Origin of the sequence: Streptococcus danieliae (assembly GCF_009767945.1) — a bacterium.
In the GTDB taxonomy this organism is placed as follows: domain Bacteria; phylum Bacillota; class Bacilli; order Lactobacillales; family Streptococcaceae; genus Streptococcus; species Streptococcus danieliae.
This window is the reverse complement of the sequence record NZ_WSRS01000006.1, coordinates 20,064-35,989: the sequence shown is the minus strand read 5'-3', so window position 1 is coordinate 35,989 and position 15,926 is coordinate 20,064. Positions and strand designations below refer to the sequence as shown.

The 15,926-nt window shown below is 47.3% G+C and carries 12 protein-coding genes; 7 read left to right on the top strand and 5 right to left on the bottom strand.

Annotation, left to right across the window (positions count from 1 at the left end):
• Positions 1-196: 196 nt before the first annotated feature.
• Complete coding sequence (locus tag E5983_RS01485; RefSeq protein WP_160332154.1) at positions 197-2,551, bottom strand: HAD-IC family P-type ATPase; 2,355 nt, start codon at positions 2,549-2,551, stop codon at positions 197-199.
• A 270-nt stretch (positions 2,552-2,821) separates the two neighbouring features.
• On the opposite strand from E5983_RS01485, the gene E5983_RS01480 reads away from it, so the two are divergent.
• Genes E5983_RS01480 through E5983_RS01470 form a run of 3 tightly spaced genes read left to right on the top strand, consistent with a single transcriptional unit; the run spans position 2,822 to position 6,519 of the window.
• Positions 2,822-3,559, top strand: coding sequence for a lysophospholipid acyltransferase family protein (locus E5983_RS01480; protein WP_160332153.1), 738 nt, complete (start codon positions 2,822-2,824; stop codon positions 3,557-3,559).
• 43 nt (positions 3,560-3,602) lie between these two features.
• Entirely contained in the window at positions 3,603-4,241 is a 639-nt protein-coding gene (locus tag E5983_RS01475) for a helix-hairpin-helix domain-containing protein (RefSeq protein ID WP_160332152.1), read from the top strand.
• 10 nt (positions 4,242-4,251) lie between these two features.
• Positions 4,252-6,519: a DNA internalization-related competence protein ComEC/Rec2 gene (locus tag E5983_RS01470; protein WP_160332151.1), complete on the top strand. Its 2,268-nt coding sequence runs from the start codon at positions 4,252-4,254 to the stop codon at positions 6,517-6,519.
• Positions 6,520-6,555: 36 nt separating this feature from the next.
• On the opposite strand, the gene adhE is transcribed toward E5983_RS01470, so the two are convergent.
• On the bottom strand, positions 6,556-9,204 hold the full coding sequence (gene adhE, locus E5983_RS01465; protein WP_160332150.1) for a bifunctional acetaldehyde-CoA/alcohol dehydrogenase: 2,649 nt from the start codon (positions 9,202-9,204) through the stop codon (positions 6,556-6,558).
• Positions 9,205-9,352: 148 nt separating this feature from the next.
• Between adhE and holA the strand changes: the two genes are divergently transcribed.
• Together holA and E5983_RS01455 are read left to right on the top strand one after the other, a co-directional pair.
• The gene (holA, locus tag E5983_RS01460; RefSeq protein WP_160332149.1) at positions 9,353-10,393 is read left to right on the top strand and encodes a DNA polymerase III subunit delta; all 1,041 of its coding nucleotides are present in this window, start codon (positions 9,353-9,355) and stop codon (positions 10,391-10,393) included.
• Between the two features lie 53 nt (positions 10,394-10,446).
• Positions 10,447-11,052 (top strand): superoxide dismutase, encoded by a 606-nt coding sequence (locus E5983_RS01455; protein WP_160332148.1) that lies wholly within the window; start codon positions 10,447-10,449, stop codon positions 11,050-11,052.
• A 50-nt stretch (positions 11,053-11,102) separates the two neighbouring features.
• On the opposite strand, the gene E5983_RS09675 is transcribed toward E5983_RS01455, so the two are convergent.
• The 3 genes from E5983_RS09675 to queA form a co-directional block, all read right to left on the bottom strand.
• On the bottom strand, positions 11,103-11,276 hold the full coding sequence (locus tag E5983_RS09675) for a hypothetical protein (RefSeq protein WP_202056288.1): 174 nt from the start codon (positions 11,274-11,276) through the stop codon (positions 11,103-11,105).
• A gap of 6 nt (positions 11,277-11,282) precedes the next feature.
• Entirely contained in the window at positions 11,283-11,858 is a 576-nt protein-coding gene (locus E5983_RS01450; RefSeq protein WP_202056284.1) for a hypothetical protein, read from the bottom strand.
• A gap of 221 nt (positions 11,859-12,079) precedes the next feature.
• The gene (queA, locus tag E5983_RS01445; protein ID WP_160332147.1) at positions 12,080-13,108 is read right to left on the bottom strand and encodes a tRNA preQ1(34) S-adenosylmethionine ribosyltransferase-isomerase QueA; all 1,029 of its coding nucleotides are present in this window, start codon (positions 13,106-13,108) and stop codon (positions 12,080-12,082) included.
• A gap of 357 nt (positions 13,109-13,465) precedes the next feature.
• Between queA and E5983_RS01440 the strand changes: the two genes are divergently transcribed.
• Positions 13,466-14,173 carry a glucosamine-6-phosphate deaminase gene (locus E5983_RS01440; protein ID WP_160332155.1) on the top strand — a complete coding sequence of 236 codons (708 nt, stop codon included), beginning with the start codon at positions 13,466-13,468 and terminating at the stop codon, positions 14,171-14,173.
• Positions 14,174-14,324: 151 nt separating this feature from the next.
• Positions 14,325-15,872 (top strand): peptide chain release factor 3, encoded by a 1,548-nt coding sequence (locus E5983_RS01435; protein WP_160332146.1) that lies wholly within the window; start codon positions 14,325-14,327, stop codon positions 15,870-15,872.
• Positions 15,873-15,926 lie beyond the last annotated feature (54 nt).

Here is a 15,926-nt window from a genome sequence, read left to right as displayed (position 1 = left end):
ATGTTTAGGTCTTGAATTCCGAGTAATTTTTGAGTAACATAGTCCATATGAAGCAATTCCTATTCTGATGTTTTTTTTTCACTTATCAGTTTACTAGGAATTGCTTTTTTTTGCACTCTGAATTACAAAAAAAGTTGCATGGAGAGCAAGCTTTCCACACAACTTATTATAGAACCCTTTTTTTTAGATGCTCTCCTTAGCTGGTCGCCATCATATCTTTGGGATAGTAGCGTTTGGAGAAGAGGATGAAAATCAGTGTAAAGATTGTCGCAAGAACCAGGTAGACTGGCCAGGTGTTGGCTGTTAGGCTACCGATATGCAAGAGTCCTTTGAGAAAATGAGCCGATAGGAAGAAGCCTCCAACGGACCAGATGATTAAACCTACACGCCAGAGGTTGAGCGGAAGGCAAGCTCGAATAACGGCTAGGAAGGAAATGGTTCCGAGTAGATAGTAGGATAGGGTTGCAATCTCCATACTGGACCAACCAACAATGCTTCCATAAATTTGACTAAAGAGGACAGATACAATAATCATGACCGCGTTAGGTAGAGCCAGGAACATAGATTTCTTGAGGAAATGAGGCTCAACTGGCTTGATGTTGCGCTCGAAGGTTAACACAAATGGTGGGAAGCCTTCGACAAATTGGTCAACCAGGGTAATCTGGATCGGGATGAATGGGAAAATCATAATCCAATCGGCCCGGAAGAAGAGGATGGTTGCCATACAGATCAAACTTAAGACAAAGGAGTAGATGGTTTTGATAAAGAAGATGGGAGCAATTAACCCAATATTGTTAACCACTCGACGCCCTTCAAAGAGGATTTCAGGGACATCGTTAAAATCGGAGTTGAGGAGGACCAGGTTGGCAATCTGCCGGGTTGCTGGGTCTCCTTCGGCCATAACAATGGAACAGTCCGCCTCACGGAGAGCGAGGATGTCATTGACTCCGTCTCCGGTCATGGCAGTGGTATGACCAGCAGCCTTGAGGGTCTGAATAATCAATCGTTTCTGATGAGGGGAGACGCGACCAAAGATAGCTGTTTGAGCTACGGCTGCTTCTAACTCTTCATCTGTAACCTTAGAACAGTCCAGGTATTGTCTATAGTTGTGGAAGCCGGCTTTGGCAGCCACATTGGATACAGTAACGGGGTTGTCTCCAGAAATAATCTTCAGATCAACGTTTTGGGAGCGGAGATACTCGAGGGTTTCGGCAGCTCCTTCACGAACAGGATCTGAGATTTCCAAAACAGTCAATGCCTCAAGGTTGTCCGGTAGATCCGGCTGTTCAAGGTTGAGGTCATCTGGGCTCCAGGCAAAGGCAAGGACCCGTGAACCCCGTTCTTGGGCAGCCTGGATAAAATCATTGGTTCCGCTGATTAAGAAGTCGGTTGCACCCAGGTAAAAGCTTCCCTTATCGGCAAACTGAATGGCTCCCCATTTGCGGTCGCTAGAGAAGGGGATGGTTGCGACCAATTGAGCGGGAGTTTCTGGTTCCGTAACAAATTGGCGAATGGCCCGTGAGGTCGGATTTTTATCTTCCGAATGGCTCATGTAGTGGGCTAGGTTCTCCAAAATTTCTTGGCGGGAGCGATCTTCGGAGAGGATTGCCAAGTCTTCAACGGTCATTTTACCTTCGGTGATGGTCCCGGTTTTGTCTAAACAGAGGGTGTCCACACGCGCCAGGGTTTCAACGGAATACATTTCCTGAACCAAGACCTTACGCATTCCAAGCTTGATGACAGCGGTTAGGAGGGAGGTGATGGTTAAAAGAGCAATCCCTTTTGGCAACATGCCCAAGAGGGCAGTGGAGGTATTGACTACTGAATCTTTTAGCGGAAGCATCTTCATGACAAAGGCTTCCAAGAAGAGAATTAGTCCAAAGGGAATAATGATTTTTCCGGTGAAGTTGGCGATCTTGTTCAACTCGGCTAAGATTTTGGAGTTGATTGGTTTGACGACCTTGGCTTCGGTCATCAATTTGGCTGCATAGTTGTCAGCTCCGACGCGAATGATCTGCGCATGAACTTGGCCGGATGCTAGGAAGGAGCCAGAGAGTAATTCGTCACCGATATTTTTCGGAACGAGGTCACTTTCTCCTGTCAGCATGGCTTCATTGGCTTCAGCCATGCCTGAGAGAACCTGGGCATCACTGGGGACCTGCTCACCTGCTGCCAGTAGGATCACATCATCCAGGACTAATTCTTCTGAATCGATAGCGGTGAGTTGGCCATCACGATAGACTTGAACTTGCTCTTTATTGAGCAGGTTGAGTTTATCGATCATGTGCTTGGCCCGTAACTCTGTGACGATTCCTGAGAAGGCGTTAAAGCAGATGACTGCAAAGAAGACCAGGTTGGACCAGGCTTGAACGGCCATCAAGGCGAGGGCAATAGCAAAGTTCAGAGCATTAAAGAGGGTGAAAACATTCCTCTTGATAATGTCCCAGGTGCTGGTTGAAGCATCGGCATTAAATTGGTTGACTTGGTTGCGCGCCCGGCGCTCGTCAACTTGGACTTGCGTTAGTCCCATCAATTGTTCTTTCTTATCCATACCTCCTATCTTATCAGATTTGGTACAAAAATACTATTTGCGTGCTGTAAAAGCTTGGGGTATAATGTCAAAAAAAGGTTCCCTAGAATCCTATAAAATGATCAGGAAAGTGACCTATCCGCAGAAAGCCAAACGTAAGGCGGATAGGTTCCTAGGGAACTCGTGCCAGTCTTTTCCTATTAGAGGATTCGTGCTGGTAGCCTAAGAAAGGAAATTCTCTTTCTTTCTCAATCATTAGGATGGTTGTTTACGTTTTAGAGAGCAGAAATGATGTTTTATGCCTATCTGCGAAGTCTGGTAGCCCTCTTGTTATGGGCTGTGAATGGACCTACGCGCTATGAAAATCTTGACAAATTACCCGATCCCGAGAGCAACTATGTGCTGGTAGCTCCTCACAAAACGCTTTGGGACCCCGTCTATCTGGCCTTTGCAGCCCGGCCTAAGCGTTTTATTATTATGGCCAAGCAGGAATTGTTTCGCAACCGTGTGCTGGGGTGGTGGATTCGGATGTGTGGCGCCTTCCCCGTGGATCGGGAGAATCCCAGCCAAGAAGTCCTCAAATACCCTGTCCGGATGCTGCGCAAAAGTGCTTTTTCCCTCATGCTTTTCCCATCAGGATCTCGCCATTCTTCAGAGCTGAAGGGTGGTGTCGCGGTCATTGCCAAAACAGCCAAGGTACCGATTGTACCGGCCTTTTACCAAGGTCCGACAAGCATTGGGGGACTCTTGAAGGGCGAGCCGGTTACCATTCGGATCGGGGATAGTCTGGACATTAGCGACATCAAACGGATGAATGCGGATGGCGTCAACCGTGTCGCTGAACGAATCCAAGCCTCTTTTCAGCAACTGGAAGCCGAGATTCAACCGCAAAAACGCAGCCTTTTAACCTGGTTGCTCCTGCCGATCCGTCTTGTGGTCTTGCTGCTAGTTGTGGTGCTGATCCTCTTGACGGTCCTCTTTAGCTGGATCGCCTCTTTTGTCTACCAACCCAATCTTGATGTGGATTAGTTTTTTTCTTTTTTTTCCGAATAAAAAAGTAGGAGGAATGCTCATGCACAATTGGAAAGAACTACTTCGCCAAAATGCCTTGCCACTGCTCCTGGTCCTGGGAGTGGTGGCTTTTTTGATCTATAAACAGCTGACACCGGAGGCCCAATCTCAAGCCAGCACTCCCTTGTTGTCGACGACGAAGGCGACACAAAGCAGCAGTGCCTCAGCGCAGGTAGGGACCGAGACTGGGAAGATTACGGTGGATGTCAAGGGCGCTGTGCAGAAGCCGGGGGTTTATGAATTAGTAAGTCCGGCACGTGCTCAGACAGCCATTCAAAAGGCGGGTGGTCTAACGTCGGAGGCTGATCCCAATGGCCTTAATTTGGCACAACTGCTCAAAGACGAGGCTATTGTCTATGTCCCTCATCAAGGAGAAATACCAGCAGCTACCTCGGCCGGACCAGTCGGACCAGTTGGTGGCCTTACTGCCAGCTCGGCTGATTCTGGCAAAATCAATCTCAACCAGGCCAGTGCTGAAGACTTGCAAAAAATTCCCGGAATTGGTAAGAAACGGGCCGAAGATATCCTAGCCTTTCGCAACCAAAATGGCGGTTTCAAATCGATTGACGATTTGAAACAAGTATCCGGCATTGGTGAGAAAACCTTGGAAAAAATCAAGGATCATGTCCAGATTGATTAGGGGTTGGCAGATGGCCTTCAAACAGATTCTGCAAGACCTATCCCAGCAGCTGTCCCTGCCTCACCTAGCTTTGCTGGTAGCTTTATCTTATTACAGCTGGTGGACTGGTCATCCTCTGCTCCTAGCCCTCTGGCTCTTGGTCTGTTGCTGCCTTTATCGCAATCAGGGGCGAAAGGTCTGGCTAGGGACTGGTTTGCTTCTTTTGGTTTTACTTGCAAGCTGGCAGGGGAGACTGGAGTTGGCTCACCAAAAGGCGGCAGCAGAAGTCGAGGCACCCGCCCAGGTGTTCTTGCTCCCTGATAGTTTGGTGTATGAAGCTGATAGCCTAAAAGGTCTGGCCAAATGGGATGACCATCTCTATCGTTTTAGCTACCGTTTACAGGAAGGAGAAGATCTAGCCTATTTGCAAAGAGGAGGAGGACTGCCTCTTGTCAGGATTACAGGTGAGCTGGGACAAGCACGGGCACAGGAGAATTTTGGTGGCTTTGATTACCGGGCCTATCTAGCCAATCAAGGGATTTATCACACTCTGAAGATTAAGCGGTTAGAGAGTGTAGTCTGGCAGGAGTCTTGGAATCCGGTGGACCAGTTAAGGATTTGGCGGGCGAACTGGATTCATTGGATCCAAGCGACCTATCCCGCAGAACTAGCTTCTTACATGACTGGTTTGCTTCTAGGCTACTTGCCGGCCAGTTTTGCGGAGCGGGGCCAGGTCTACCGTCAGCTGGGGATTTTCCATCTCTTTGCCCTTTCCGGTATGCAGGTTGCTTTTTTTACGAAACTTTACCGCCGCTGCTTGGCTAGATTCGGCGTAACCAAGGAGAGCCTCAATCAGCTACAATGGCTCTTTTCCTTTGCCTATGCTGGCCTAACAGGCTGGAGTCCTTCTGTCTTACGTGCGCTCGTGCAGCAACAGCTTGCCCTCTTGGGCCTGCGGGGCATGCGACAATTTTGGAGCCTGATTCTACTGATGGCGGCCTTTACCCCTCAGTATTTTCAAGATATGGGCGCCCTTTTGTCGCTCCTTTTTACCTTTATCTTGCAGGTTTTAGCCCAAGATCGTCGCTTAGCCAGTGGTTGGAAACAAGCCCTAATCCTAGCCTTAGCCAGCCTACCCATTCTCAGTCTGTTTTTCAGTGAATACCAACCCTTGGGGATTTTTTTGACCGTCCTTTTGTCCTTACTGTTTGACCGCCTGCTCTTGCCGCTTTTTTTAGCCTTGATTGCTTTGGTTCCTGTGACAAAAGGAGAAGAGGTTAATGGCTTTTTACAAGGCTTGGATGGTTTTTTACAAAAGGTGCAAGCTCAGTTACCCGGCCCTATTATTCTCGGTCAGCCCTCCCTTCCCCTCTTTCTATTTTTATTGGTCTGCCTGGCCTTGATGTGGGACCTACGATCCCAAAAAAGACAGGTCTACCTCTATTTGTCCCTGTTTTTGATCGGTTTATTTTTGACCAAATATCCCCTGATCAATGAAATCACTATTGTGAACATTGGTCAGGGCGATAGTATTTTTCTTAGGGATTGGCAGGGCCGTCAGGCTCTGATTGATGTTGGAGGTAAGGTCAGCTTTGGCCCCAAACCCAAACAGCCTGAAAAAGCCAATGCCGACTACCGCTTGATTCCCTATCTCAAATCCAGAGGGATTGACCACCTAGACCAGGTTTTCTTGACCCACCCAGATGCCGACCATGTTGGTGATCTTTTGGTAGTTGATCAGGCCATCCCCATCTCCCATATCTATGTCAGCCCAGGTAGCCTCAACAAGCCCGGCTTCTTGGAAAAATTACAGGCCACCCAAGCCCAGATTCACCTCGTTGAAGCTGGTCAAACTTGGCCTCTGTTTGATAGCCAACTCCAAGCCCTCTATCCCTTAGAAGAGGGCCAGGGAGACAACAATGATTCCTTGGTTCTCTACGGCCAGTTTTATCAGACACGTTTTCTTTTTACAGGAGACTTGGAAAAAGAGGGGGAAAAGGTGTTGGTAGAAACCTATCCTAACTTGCCTGTTGACGTCCTCAAACTCGGCCACCATGGCAGTAAGGGTTCCTCGACCCCGGAATTTTTAGACCACCTTCATCCTAGCCTCGCCCTAATCTCAGCTGGCCAAGACAATCGCTACCACCATCCCCACGAGGAAACCTTGGAACGACTCCGGGAAAGGGGGATTCCCTGGTACCGAACCGATCAGGACGGTGCCATCCGTTTCTACGGCTGGTGGTCTTGGCAACTGGAAACAGTTGCCAAGACCACCCTGGAGGTAGATCTCGAAGAATAAGAAAAACAGACCGGAAGACCGATCTGTTTTAAAGAACTATTTGATGCGACCTGGGCGTTCTTTATAGCCGTAGTAAGCATCTTCGATGATTTCCTGCATGTGATCCACCATAGCCAAGCGTGGGTTGGCTGGGGTACATTGGTCTTCATAGGCTAGAAGGGCCAATTCACGTGAATACTCTTTGAGTTCTTTTTCGTCAATACCTTGAGCTTTGAGGTTCATTTCGATGCCGATCCGTTTCCCGAGATCATAGACAGCTTGGGCGTAGGAAGCCACAGCCTCTTCTGGTGTTGCAGCTGGGAGTCCAAGCATCCGAGCAATATCTTGGTATTTCTCGTCGGCCTTGTAGTAGTTGTACTTAGGCCAGGTTGCAGTTTTGGATGGACGAGTACCGTTATAACGGATGACATATGGCAAAAGAATGGCGTTGGTACGGCCGTGAACTGTGTGGAAGCGACCACCAATCTTGTGGGCCATAGAGTGGGAGATACCTAGGAAGGCATTGGCGAAGGCCATTCCTGCGATTGTGGATGCATTGTGCATTTTTTCGCGGGATTCAAAGTCGGCATTTTTCACAGAGCTTTCCAAGTTTTCAAAGACGAGTTTGATAGCTTGGAGGGCTAAGCCGTCAGTGAAGTCATTGGCCACGGTTGAGACATAGGCTTCAGTAGCATGGGTGAGGACATCCATACCGGTGTCTGCAGTCACATGAGCTGGGACGGTCATTACCAAGGCTGGATCGACAATGGCTACTGTTGGAGTGAGGGAGTAGTCGGCAATTGGGTATTTACGGTTATTGGCTTTATCGGAAATAACCGCAAATGGTGTCACTTCAGAGCCAGTACCAGATGTGGTTGGGATGGCAATGAATTTGGTTTTCTTGCCGAGTTCTGGGAATTTGAAAGCTCGTTTCCGAATGTCCATAAATTTTTGAACCAGGTCATGGAAATCAACTTCTGGTTGCTCATAGAAGAGCCACATAACCTTGGCTGCGTCCATTGGCGAACCTCCTCCAAGGGCAATGATGGTATCAGGTTTGAAGCTACGCATCATTTCAGTTCCCTTGTAGACCGTTGTGATATCTGGATCTGGTTCAACGTCAGCAAAGATTTGGTAAACAACTTTGTTACGGCGAAGATTCAATTGTTCCAGGATGCGATCTAAGAAGCCGAATTCGACCATAGAGGAGTCTGTGACAATCATCACCCGTTCAACATCCCGACATTTTTGAAGGTATTGGATCGAATCACGTTCGAAGTATGTTTTTGAAGGAACTTTAAACCACTGCATATTATTTCTCCGTCTTCCTACTTTCTTGATGTTCAAGAGATTAACAGCGCTGACGTTATCACCAATCGAGTTGCGACCGTAAGAGCCACAGCCAAGGGTGAGGGATGGTAGGAAGGAGTTGTAAACGTCCCCGATACCGCCGAAGGTTGAAGGAGAGTTCCAGATGACCCGGATGGCTTTGACCAATTTGCCAAATGCTTGGGCCAAGGCTGCATCCTCAGTATGGATAGCGGCAGAGTGACCGAGGCCATCGAATTCAACCATTTGACGAGCTTTTTCCAAGCCGTCTTCACGGGAATCGGCTTTGAGAACAGCGATAACTGGAGAAAGTTTTTCCCGCGTTAGGGGTTCTTTCGGGCCGACTTGGCTGACTTCGGCTGCGAGAATGTTGGTTCCTTCTGGAACTGAGAAACCAGCTTGTTCCGCAATCCAGCTGGCTGGTTTACCTACGATGGCTGGATTCAATTTGGCCAGGGCACAGTTCTTGCCGTTAGCTTTGGCTCCGAAGCAAAATTCTTCCAGCAGAGCCTTTTCTTTTTTGTTCACAAAATAGGTATGGTAGGATTTGAACTCTTCGACGAAAGCGTCATAGACTTCTTGGTCGATAATCACGGCTTGTTCAGAGGCACAGACCATACCGTTGTCGAAGGATTTGGACATGACAATGTCATGAACAGCCTGGCGAACATTGGCTGATTTTTCAACATAGGCTGGTACGTTTCCGGCTCCCACTCCTAGGGCTGGTTTACCACAAGAGTAAGCGGCGCGGACCATAGCATTCCCACCGGTGGCGAGGATGGTGGCGATCCCGTCATGATTCATCAGGGCTGCAGTGGCTTCCATCGATGGCTGTTCAATCCATTGGATACAGTTTTCAGGAGCACCGGCTGCGATGGCTGCATCGCGCACAACACGTGCCGCATGGGCAGAAGATTCTTGAGCCGATGGGTGGAAGGCGAAAACAATCGGATTTCTGGTTTTCAAGGAAATCAAGGCCTTGAAGATGGCAGTAGAAGTCGGATTGGTGGTTGGTGTGATCCCACAGATCACACCGACAGGCTCTGCAATCAAGGTCAGACCAGTCACATCATCCTCTTCAATGACCCCAACTGTTTTGGTGTGGCGCATATTGTTGACCACATGCTCACAGGCAAAGAGGTTTTTGGTTGCCTTATCCTCAAAAACACCCCGTCCGGTCTCAGTGAAGGCATGCATGGCCAAGGTTCCGTGGGCATCTAGGGCTGCAACAGAAGCCTTAGCAACAATGTAGTCCACCTCTTCCTGGTTGAGTTTGCGCATTTCCTCAAGGGCGGTCAAGCCCTTGCTGACCAAGGCCTCAACGTGGGCTTGTGCCAATTGTTCTTTTTCTTCTTTTGAAAGTGTTTTTTCAGTCATATGCTTCTCCTGACATTTGTTAATTACTTCACATTAAACATTATAACGAATTCGCTTTCATTTGTAAAGTTTTTCACAAGAATTTTTTAAAAAATTTCAAATGGGCTGTTTGCGAAATTTTTGCTAGAATAGAAAAAAAGGGGGCAGTATGATAGCGATTCGACAAGTAGAAAAAATGACAGCAGCCGATTTCCCAGTCATAACGGTAGTAGCCGGGGAGGATGTCGGGCAATTTTCCTTATTAAAAGAAGAGGTACTGAGGAAGATTGGTTTTGATCCAGCCGATTTAAGTATGAGTCGCTTGGATATGCGCGAAGTTACCTATGCCCAAGTGCAAGAAGAATTGGAGAGCCTGCCTTTTTTCGCCGACAGCAAATGGGTAGTATTGGATTCCTTTTTGGACTTGACAACCGGCCGCAAGCGCTATTTGTCTGACGAGGACCTCAAGCGCTTTGAAGACTATGTGCAAAATCCGAGTCCGACTACCAAGGTGATCCTTTTTGCGGAAGGTAAGCTGGATGGTAAACGCCGCTTGGTCAAGTTACTCAAGCGTCAGTCCCTCCTCTTGGAAACTCAGGAACTCAAAGAAAAAGACTTTCGGACTTTTTTACAGGAGGAGTTACAAGTTCGCGGTTGGCAGTTGGGGACTGATTTACAGGATGTTTTGCTGGAGAAATCGATGCTGAATATTAGCCTTTTACGGCAAAATCTGGCTTTTATCGAGAATTATGGCTCTCCGGCTTCCCTGACTCTTGAAGAACTCCGGCAACTGCTGCCTAAAACACTCCAGGATAATCTCTTTGATTTGACACATTATCTCTTACAGGGGCGGTTGGAGGCGGCTCGTTCTTTGATGGCCGACCTACGCCTTCAGGGTAAGGATGATATCCAAATTTTGGCTCTATTGTTAAGCCATTTTCGCCTCTTTCTTTATGTGCGGTTTTTGAGTCCCTTAACAGAGGCCAACTTGGTCGCTGAATTAAAGCGGTTGACAGGGACCAGCTACAATCCTTACCGGGTCCGTTTTGCCCAAAGAGATAGCCAAAACCTGCCGACAATTTATCTGCGAACCATTTACCAAAAGATTATTCAAACGGATTATGAGATGAAAACGGGGCTTTATGACAAGGCTTACCTCATGGATTTGTTGATGATTGAGATGGTACAAGGTCTCAAGCAGAAAAATTGAAATGACAGCGTTTTTTAAGTATGATGAGATAAGAAGAAAGAAAGAGGTGGATTATGTCTTATACAGTACCTGAATTGCCATATGCCTACGATGCTTTGGAGCCTTATATTGATCAGGAAACCATGCATCTACACCACGATAAGCATCATCAAGCTTACGTGAACAACTTGAATGCAGCTTTGGAAAAACATCCTGAAGTTACTGCAGATGTTGTGGACTTGTTGAAGGATGTCGACAGCATTCCTGCAGATATTCGTCAGGCTGTCATCAACAATGGTGGTGGTCATATGAACCACTCTTTATTCTGGGAAATGATGACGCCAGAAGAAACAGCGCCATCTGCTGAGCTGGCCGCAGATCTTGAAGCGACTTTTGGTTCTATGGATGTCTTCAAAGAAGCCTTTGCGGCAGCGGCAGCGACTCGTTTTGGGTCTGGTTGGGCTTGGTTGGTCCTTAATGCTGAAGGGAAATTGGAAGTGGTTTCGACTGCCAACCAAGATAACCCAGTGTCGAATGGCCAAGAACCACTTCTTGGTTTGGATGTTTGGGAGCATGCCTACTATGTTAGCTACCGTAACCTTCGCCCAGACTACATCAAAGCTTTCTGGAACGTGGTAAACTGGAACAAGGTTTCAGAACTCTACGCAGCAGCAAAATAAACTGCTAGACTATCGAAAAGAGCAAGCCGTGTGGCTTGCTCTTTTGTCATTTATTGATTGCGCTTCTTTTCCAAATAATGGTGGACAACATAGCCAGAAGAAGTAACGGCGATTACATTCCACCATTTAAAGGGCATGGATAGGAGTCTAGTTAGGATAAAGCTGATGCTGAGGGTTAGGAGGTTTCCTAGCAATAAAATTAGAAAATATTTTTTTTTGTTCATCATAGTTTAGAAATTAATTCGACCATTATTTGGTACAGAGTCTCGTGCATCCCATTGTTGGGCTAAATAGGTTCCTGGGGAGAATAGGTTTACAGCGTAGTCGATGAAGACACTGTTTACAATCCATCCTCCTAGGTATTGGGATACTGCAGAGCGAATAGCACTTTTCACAGCATGGGCCCCCTTAACTTTAATAAGATTTGCAAGTCCAGAAACGGTACCTCCTAGAGCAAGAGAAATTGCGGTATCGATAGCTGCCCCCATTTGTCCAACTGTAACTCCTTGCCAAGCAACCCGAAAAGGTGAGTTATCTGATGGTAGGCTGTAATCTCCCTGAAGTTGGCGTTCAATGACTTCTTCAATCCAATCTTTCGAAACATCTGGGTGTAAGCTTTGAATATCATCTGCTAATAAGTCGATTTGTTCCTCTGTTAATGAGTTAGTGGGAGTGATGTTGGTATCACTAGTTGTTACTTGGGGTAGCGTCTCGAAAGCATAGACTGTTGAAACATTAGGGGCTATGGTTGAAGCTAAGATGGTTGTTAAAAGAATTGTTGAAATAATTGTCTTACTTTTTTTCATAGTGAGCCTCCTTGTTTGGGGTGAAGGGATATGAAATGTTGATTTGGGACTTCAAATAGTATCGTATCCGAATTTTTAACCTTTCTAATTTGAAACCCCTTACAATATAATTATAACATATAGTGGTGAGTAACTCAAAAAATAAAGGATATTTTTCAGGCTACAAAAATAAGCCCTCACGAGATTGGAGATTCTCATGAAGGCTTTAAGATGTTTAGAAATTAATGAATAAACATGGCATCACCAAAGCTGAAGAAGCGGTAGCCTTCTTCGATGGCGTGCTGGTAGGCTGCTAAGGTTTGTTCGCGGCCAGCGAAGGCGGAGACCAGCATGACTAGGGTTGATTTGGGCAGGTGGAAGTTGGTCGAGAAGGCGTCGACGATTTGCCATTGGTAGCCTGGTTTGATGAAGATATTGGTCCAGCCGCTGGCGCCGGCTAGTTTGCCCTCGTTTTGTTGGGCAACGGTTTCGAGGGTCCGGATGGTAGTTGTGCCAACAGCGATGACCCGCTTACCAGCTTCCTTGACCTGATTGAGGGCCTGGGCTGTTTGGTCGGAGATGGTGTAGTATTCGGAGTGCATGTCGTGGGCATCCAGGTCGTCCACGGATACTGGTCGGAAGGTTCCGAGACCAACATGCAGGGTTAGGTAGTGGATTTGCACGCCCTTGGCTTCAATGGCTGCCAGTAATTCTGGTGTAAAATGAAGTCCTGCGGTTGGGGCGGCGGCAGAGCCGTTTTCTTTGGCATAGACGGTCTGGTAGCGTTCACGATCCTCTAATTTTTCATGAATATAGGGAGGAAGGGGCATCTCACCAAGGCTCTCCAGGATTTCCAAGAAAATGCCTTCATAATGGAATTGGATGATGCGGCCCCCGTGCTCCAATTCCTCAACAACCTCAGCTTGCAGCCGGCCATCGCCAAAGGCAATACGCGCCCCCACCTTGAGTCGCTTGGCGGGTTTGGCGAGAACCTCCCATTGATCGCCTTCGGTGTTTTGTAAAAGCAGGAGTTCCACATGGCCACCGGTTTCGGTTTTTTGCCCGTGGAGACGGGCAGGAAGGACGCGTGTGTTGTTGAGAACCAGGGCGTCACCGGGGTTGAGGTAATCAATCAGCTGGTCAAAATGGCTGTCTGCCATCGCCCCGGTTTCTCGGTCCAAGGCCAGTAAGCGCGAAGAAGAGCGATCCTCAAGTGGAACCTGAGCAATCAGCTCTTCGGGTAGATCAAAATCAAAATCACTAGTTTTCATATCTGTTCCTTATAATTGATGAAATAAAAAGAAATAGTAGAGCAAGAGCAAAAAAGGAGTGCTCACCAAAAGAAAGGCTAGAAAGCTTAAAAGAAAGACCAACCAACCCTTGATTTTGAAGCCCCAAAAGTAGAGTAGCAGGAAGATCAATATCCCAGCTATAAAGAGATAGGCAACAAGTTCTAACATAGCAACCATTATAGCATTCTTTGGGGAAGAAAGAACAGGGAAATTCTTGAGGAAGTAGTTCATAAGAGAGAAAGAGAAAATTTCTGCAAAAATCGGTCTATACCAGTTGACAAAAATTGGTATAGACCATATAATGGAATTAGAAAAGATAAGGAGGACGGTTCGATGATCCAGGTAATTCGTGTGGAGAATCAAGCAGAAGGAGGGCAAAAAGCGCTCGCTATTTTGAAGGAAAAACTAGCGGCGGGTGCCCAAACCTTAGGCTTGGCAACGGGAAGCAGTCCGGTGGGCTTTTATGAAGCTGTTCGGGCCAGTGATGTTGATTTTTCAGACTTAACAAGTGTGAATTTGGATGAGTATGTGGGTCTCGCAGCTGACAATCCTCAATCTTATCGCTACTTTATGGAAGAACATCTGTTCCAAGCAAAACCGTTTAAAGCCAACTACCTACCTAATGGGGAGGCAGCTGACCTGGATGCGGAACTCAGTCGTTACCAAGAAATTCTTGAAGCACATCCGGTTGATCTGCAAATTCTGGGGATTGGTCGAAATGGTCACATTGGTTTTAACGAACCTGGAACCTCCTTTGATCAGACAACCCAAGTGGTTGAGCTAGAACCGTCTACCATTGAAGCCAATGCTCGGTTCTTTGACAAGATCGAAGATGTTCCGACTAAGGCGATTTCCATGGGGATTAAGAATATCATGGACGCCAAAGCTATTATTCTTTTTGCTTATGGAGCAGACAAGGCAGCAGCTATTGCTGGTGCCGTAGAGGGGCCAGTGACAGAGGAGCTACCAGCCAGCATCCTTCAAAACCATCCAGAAGTTTATATCTTTGCGGATGATGCCGCCCTAGCAGAACTAGAAGGTTAACGAGCTAGCCCTACTGGTTGATAAGGCAATCAGGGGGCTTTTGTTATGCTTAGGATTTTGGGGAGGGCCAGGAAATTTTTAACAGAGGTTTTGTGTCGCTCTAGCTATCATGGTATACTAGTAAGGCAGAAAAAATCGGAAGGAATTAGAAATGTCACGTATTGATGAGATGAAGCGGAGACGGACCTTCGCTATTATTAGTCACCCGGATGCCGGGAAAACGACGATTACGGAGCAGTTGCTTTATTTTGGCGGCGAGATTCGCGAGGCGGGTACCGTTAAGGGGAAGAAGACTGGGAACTTTGCCAAGTCTGACTGGATGGATATTGAGAAACAACGGGGCATCTCCGTTACCTCGTCCGTTTTGCAGTTTGATTACCTAGGCAAGCGGGTGAATATCCTAGATACTCCTGGGCACGAGGATTTCTCGGAGGATACCTATCGGACCTTGATGGCCGTGGATGCGGCAGTGATGGTGGTGGATTCTGCCAAGGGGATCGAGGCCCAGACCAAAAAGCTCTTTGAGGTTGTCAAGCACCGGAATATTCCCGTTTTCACCTTCATCAACAAATTGGACCGCGATGGCCGTGAGCCCTTGGAGTTGCTAGAGGAGTTAGAGGAAGTTCTAGGCATTGCTTCCTACCCTATGAATTGGCCGATTGGGATGGGGAAAAGTTTTGAAGGGCTCTATGACCTTCACCATGGGCGTATTGAATTGTATAAAGGGGACCAACGCTTTATCGAGTTTGGTCAAGCGGAGAGCTACGGGTTAGAGAATAATCCTTTCTACCAGCAGGTGCTAGAAGACGTAGAATTACTTAGTGAGGCTGGGAATCCCTTCTCAGAGGAGGCTATCTTGGCTGGGGACCTGACACCTGTCTTTTTCGGATCAGCCCTTACGAATTTTGGGGTACAAACCTTCTTGGAAACTTTCTTAGAATTTGCCCCAGAACCTCATGGTCATAAAACAACTGAAGGCGAGATGATCCAACCGGATGCACCGGACTTTTCAGGCTTTATCTTTAAAATTCAGGCCAATATGGATCCACGTCATAGGGACCGGATTGCCTTTCTCCGGATTGTGTCAGGTGAATTTGAGCGGGGCATGGCTGTCAATCTGCCTCGAACAGGCAAGGGAGCCAAGTTGTCCAATGTAACCCAGTTTATGGCTGAGTCGCGGGAAACGGTTGAAACGGCCGTGGCAGGAGATATTATCGGGATCTATGATACCGGAACCTACCAGGTTGGGGATACCTTAACGGTTGGCAAACATAAGTTTGAATTTGAGCCGCTTCCAACCTTTACTCCGGAAATTTTCATGAAAGTCTCCGCTAAAAATGTGATGAAGCAAAAATCCTTCCATAAGGGTATTGAGCAGTTGGTGCAAGAGGGTGCCATTCAGCTCTACAGCAACTACCAAACAGGGGAGTATATGCTGGGAGCAGTTGGACAACTCCAATTTGAAGTGTTCAAACACCGCATGGAAAATGAATACAAGGCGGAAGTGGTTATGTCCCCAATGGGGAAAAAAACTGTCCGCTGGATCAAACCCGAAGATTTGGACGAACGCATGAGCTCTAGCCGAAATATCCTGGCCAAAGACCGCTTCGACCAGCCCGTGTTCCTTTTCGAAAACGACTTTGCCCTCCGCTGGTTTGCGGATAAATACCCAGATGTGGAACTAGAAGAAAAGATGTAAGGTCAAATAGGTTGAAAAATCACTTTGAGGTTGATGCCTTGGAGTGATTTTTTG

Coding starts and splice junctions, on each gene's coding strand:
- E5983_RS01485 (WP_160332154.1), bottom strand. CDS start 2,551: ATGGATAAGAAAGAACAATTGATGGGACTAACGCAAGTCCAAGTTGAC.
- E5983_RS01480 (WP_160332153.1), top strand. CDS start 2,822: ATGTTTTATGCCTATCTGCGAAGTCTGGTAGCCCTCTTGTTATGGGCT.
- E5983_RS01475 (WP_160332152.1), top strand. CDS start 3,603: ATGCACAATTGGAAAGAACTACTTCGCCAAAATGCCTTGCCACTGCTC.
- E5983_RS01470 (WP_160332151.1), top strand. CDS start 4,252: ATGGCCTTCAAACAGATTCTGCAAGACCTATCCCAGCAGCTGTCCCTG.
- adhE (WP_160332150.1), bottom strand. CDS start 9,204: ATGACTGAAAAAACACTTTCAAAAGAAGAAAAAGAACAATTGGCACAA.
- holA (WP_160332149.1), top strand. CDS start 9,353: ATGATAGCGATTCGACAAGTAGAAAAAATGACAGCAGCCGATTTCCCA.
- E5983_RS01455 (WP_160332148.1), top strand. CDS start 10,447: ATGTCTTATACAGTACCTGAATTGCCATATGCCTACGATGCTTTGGAG.
- E5983_RS09675 (WP_202056288.1), bottom strand. CDS start 11,276: ATGAACAAAAAAAAATATTTTCTAATTTTATTGCTAGGAAACCTCCTA.
- E5983_RS01450 (WP_202056284.1), bottom strand. CDS start 11,858: ATGAAAAAAAGTAAGACAATTATTTCAACAATTCTTTTAACAACCATC.
- queA (WP_160332147.1), bottom strand. CDS start 13,108: ATGAAAACTAGTGATTTTGATTTTGATCTACCCGAAGAGCTGATTGCT.
- E5983_RS01435 (WP_160332146.1), top strand. CDS start 14,325: ATGTCACGTATTGATGAGATGAAGCGGAGACGGACCTTCGCTATTATT.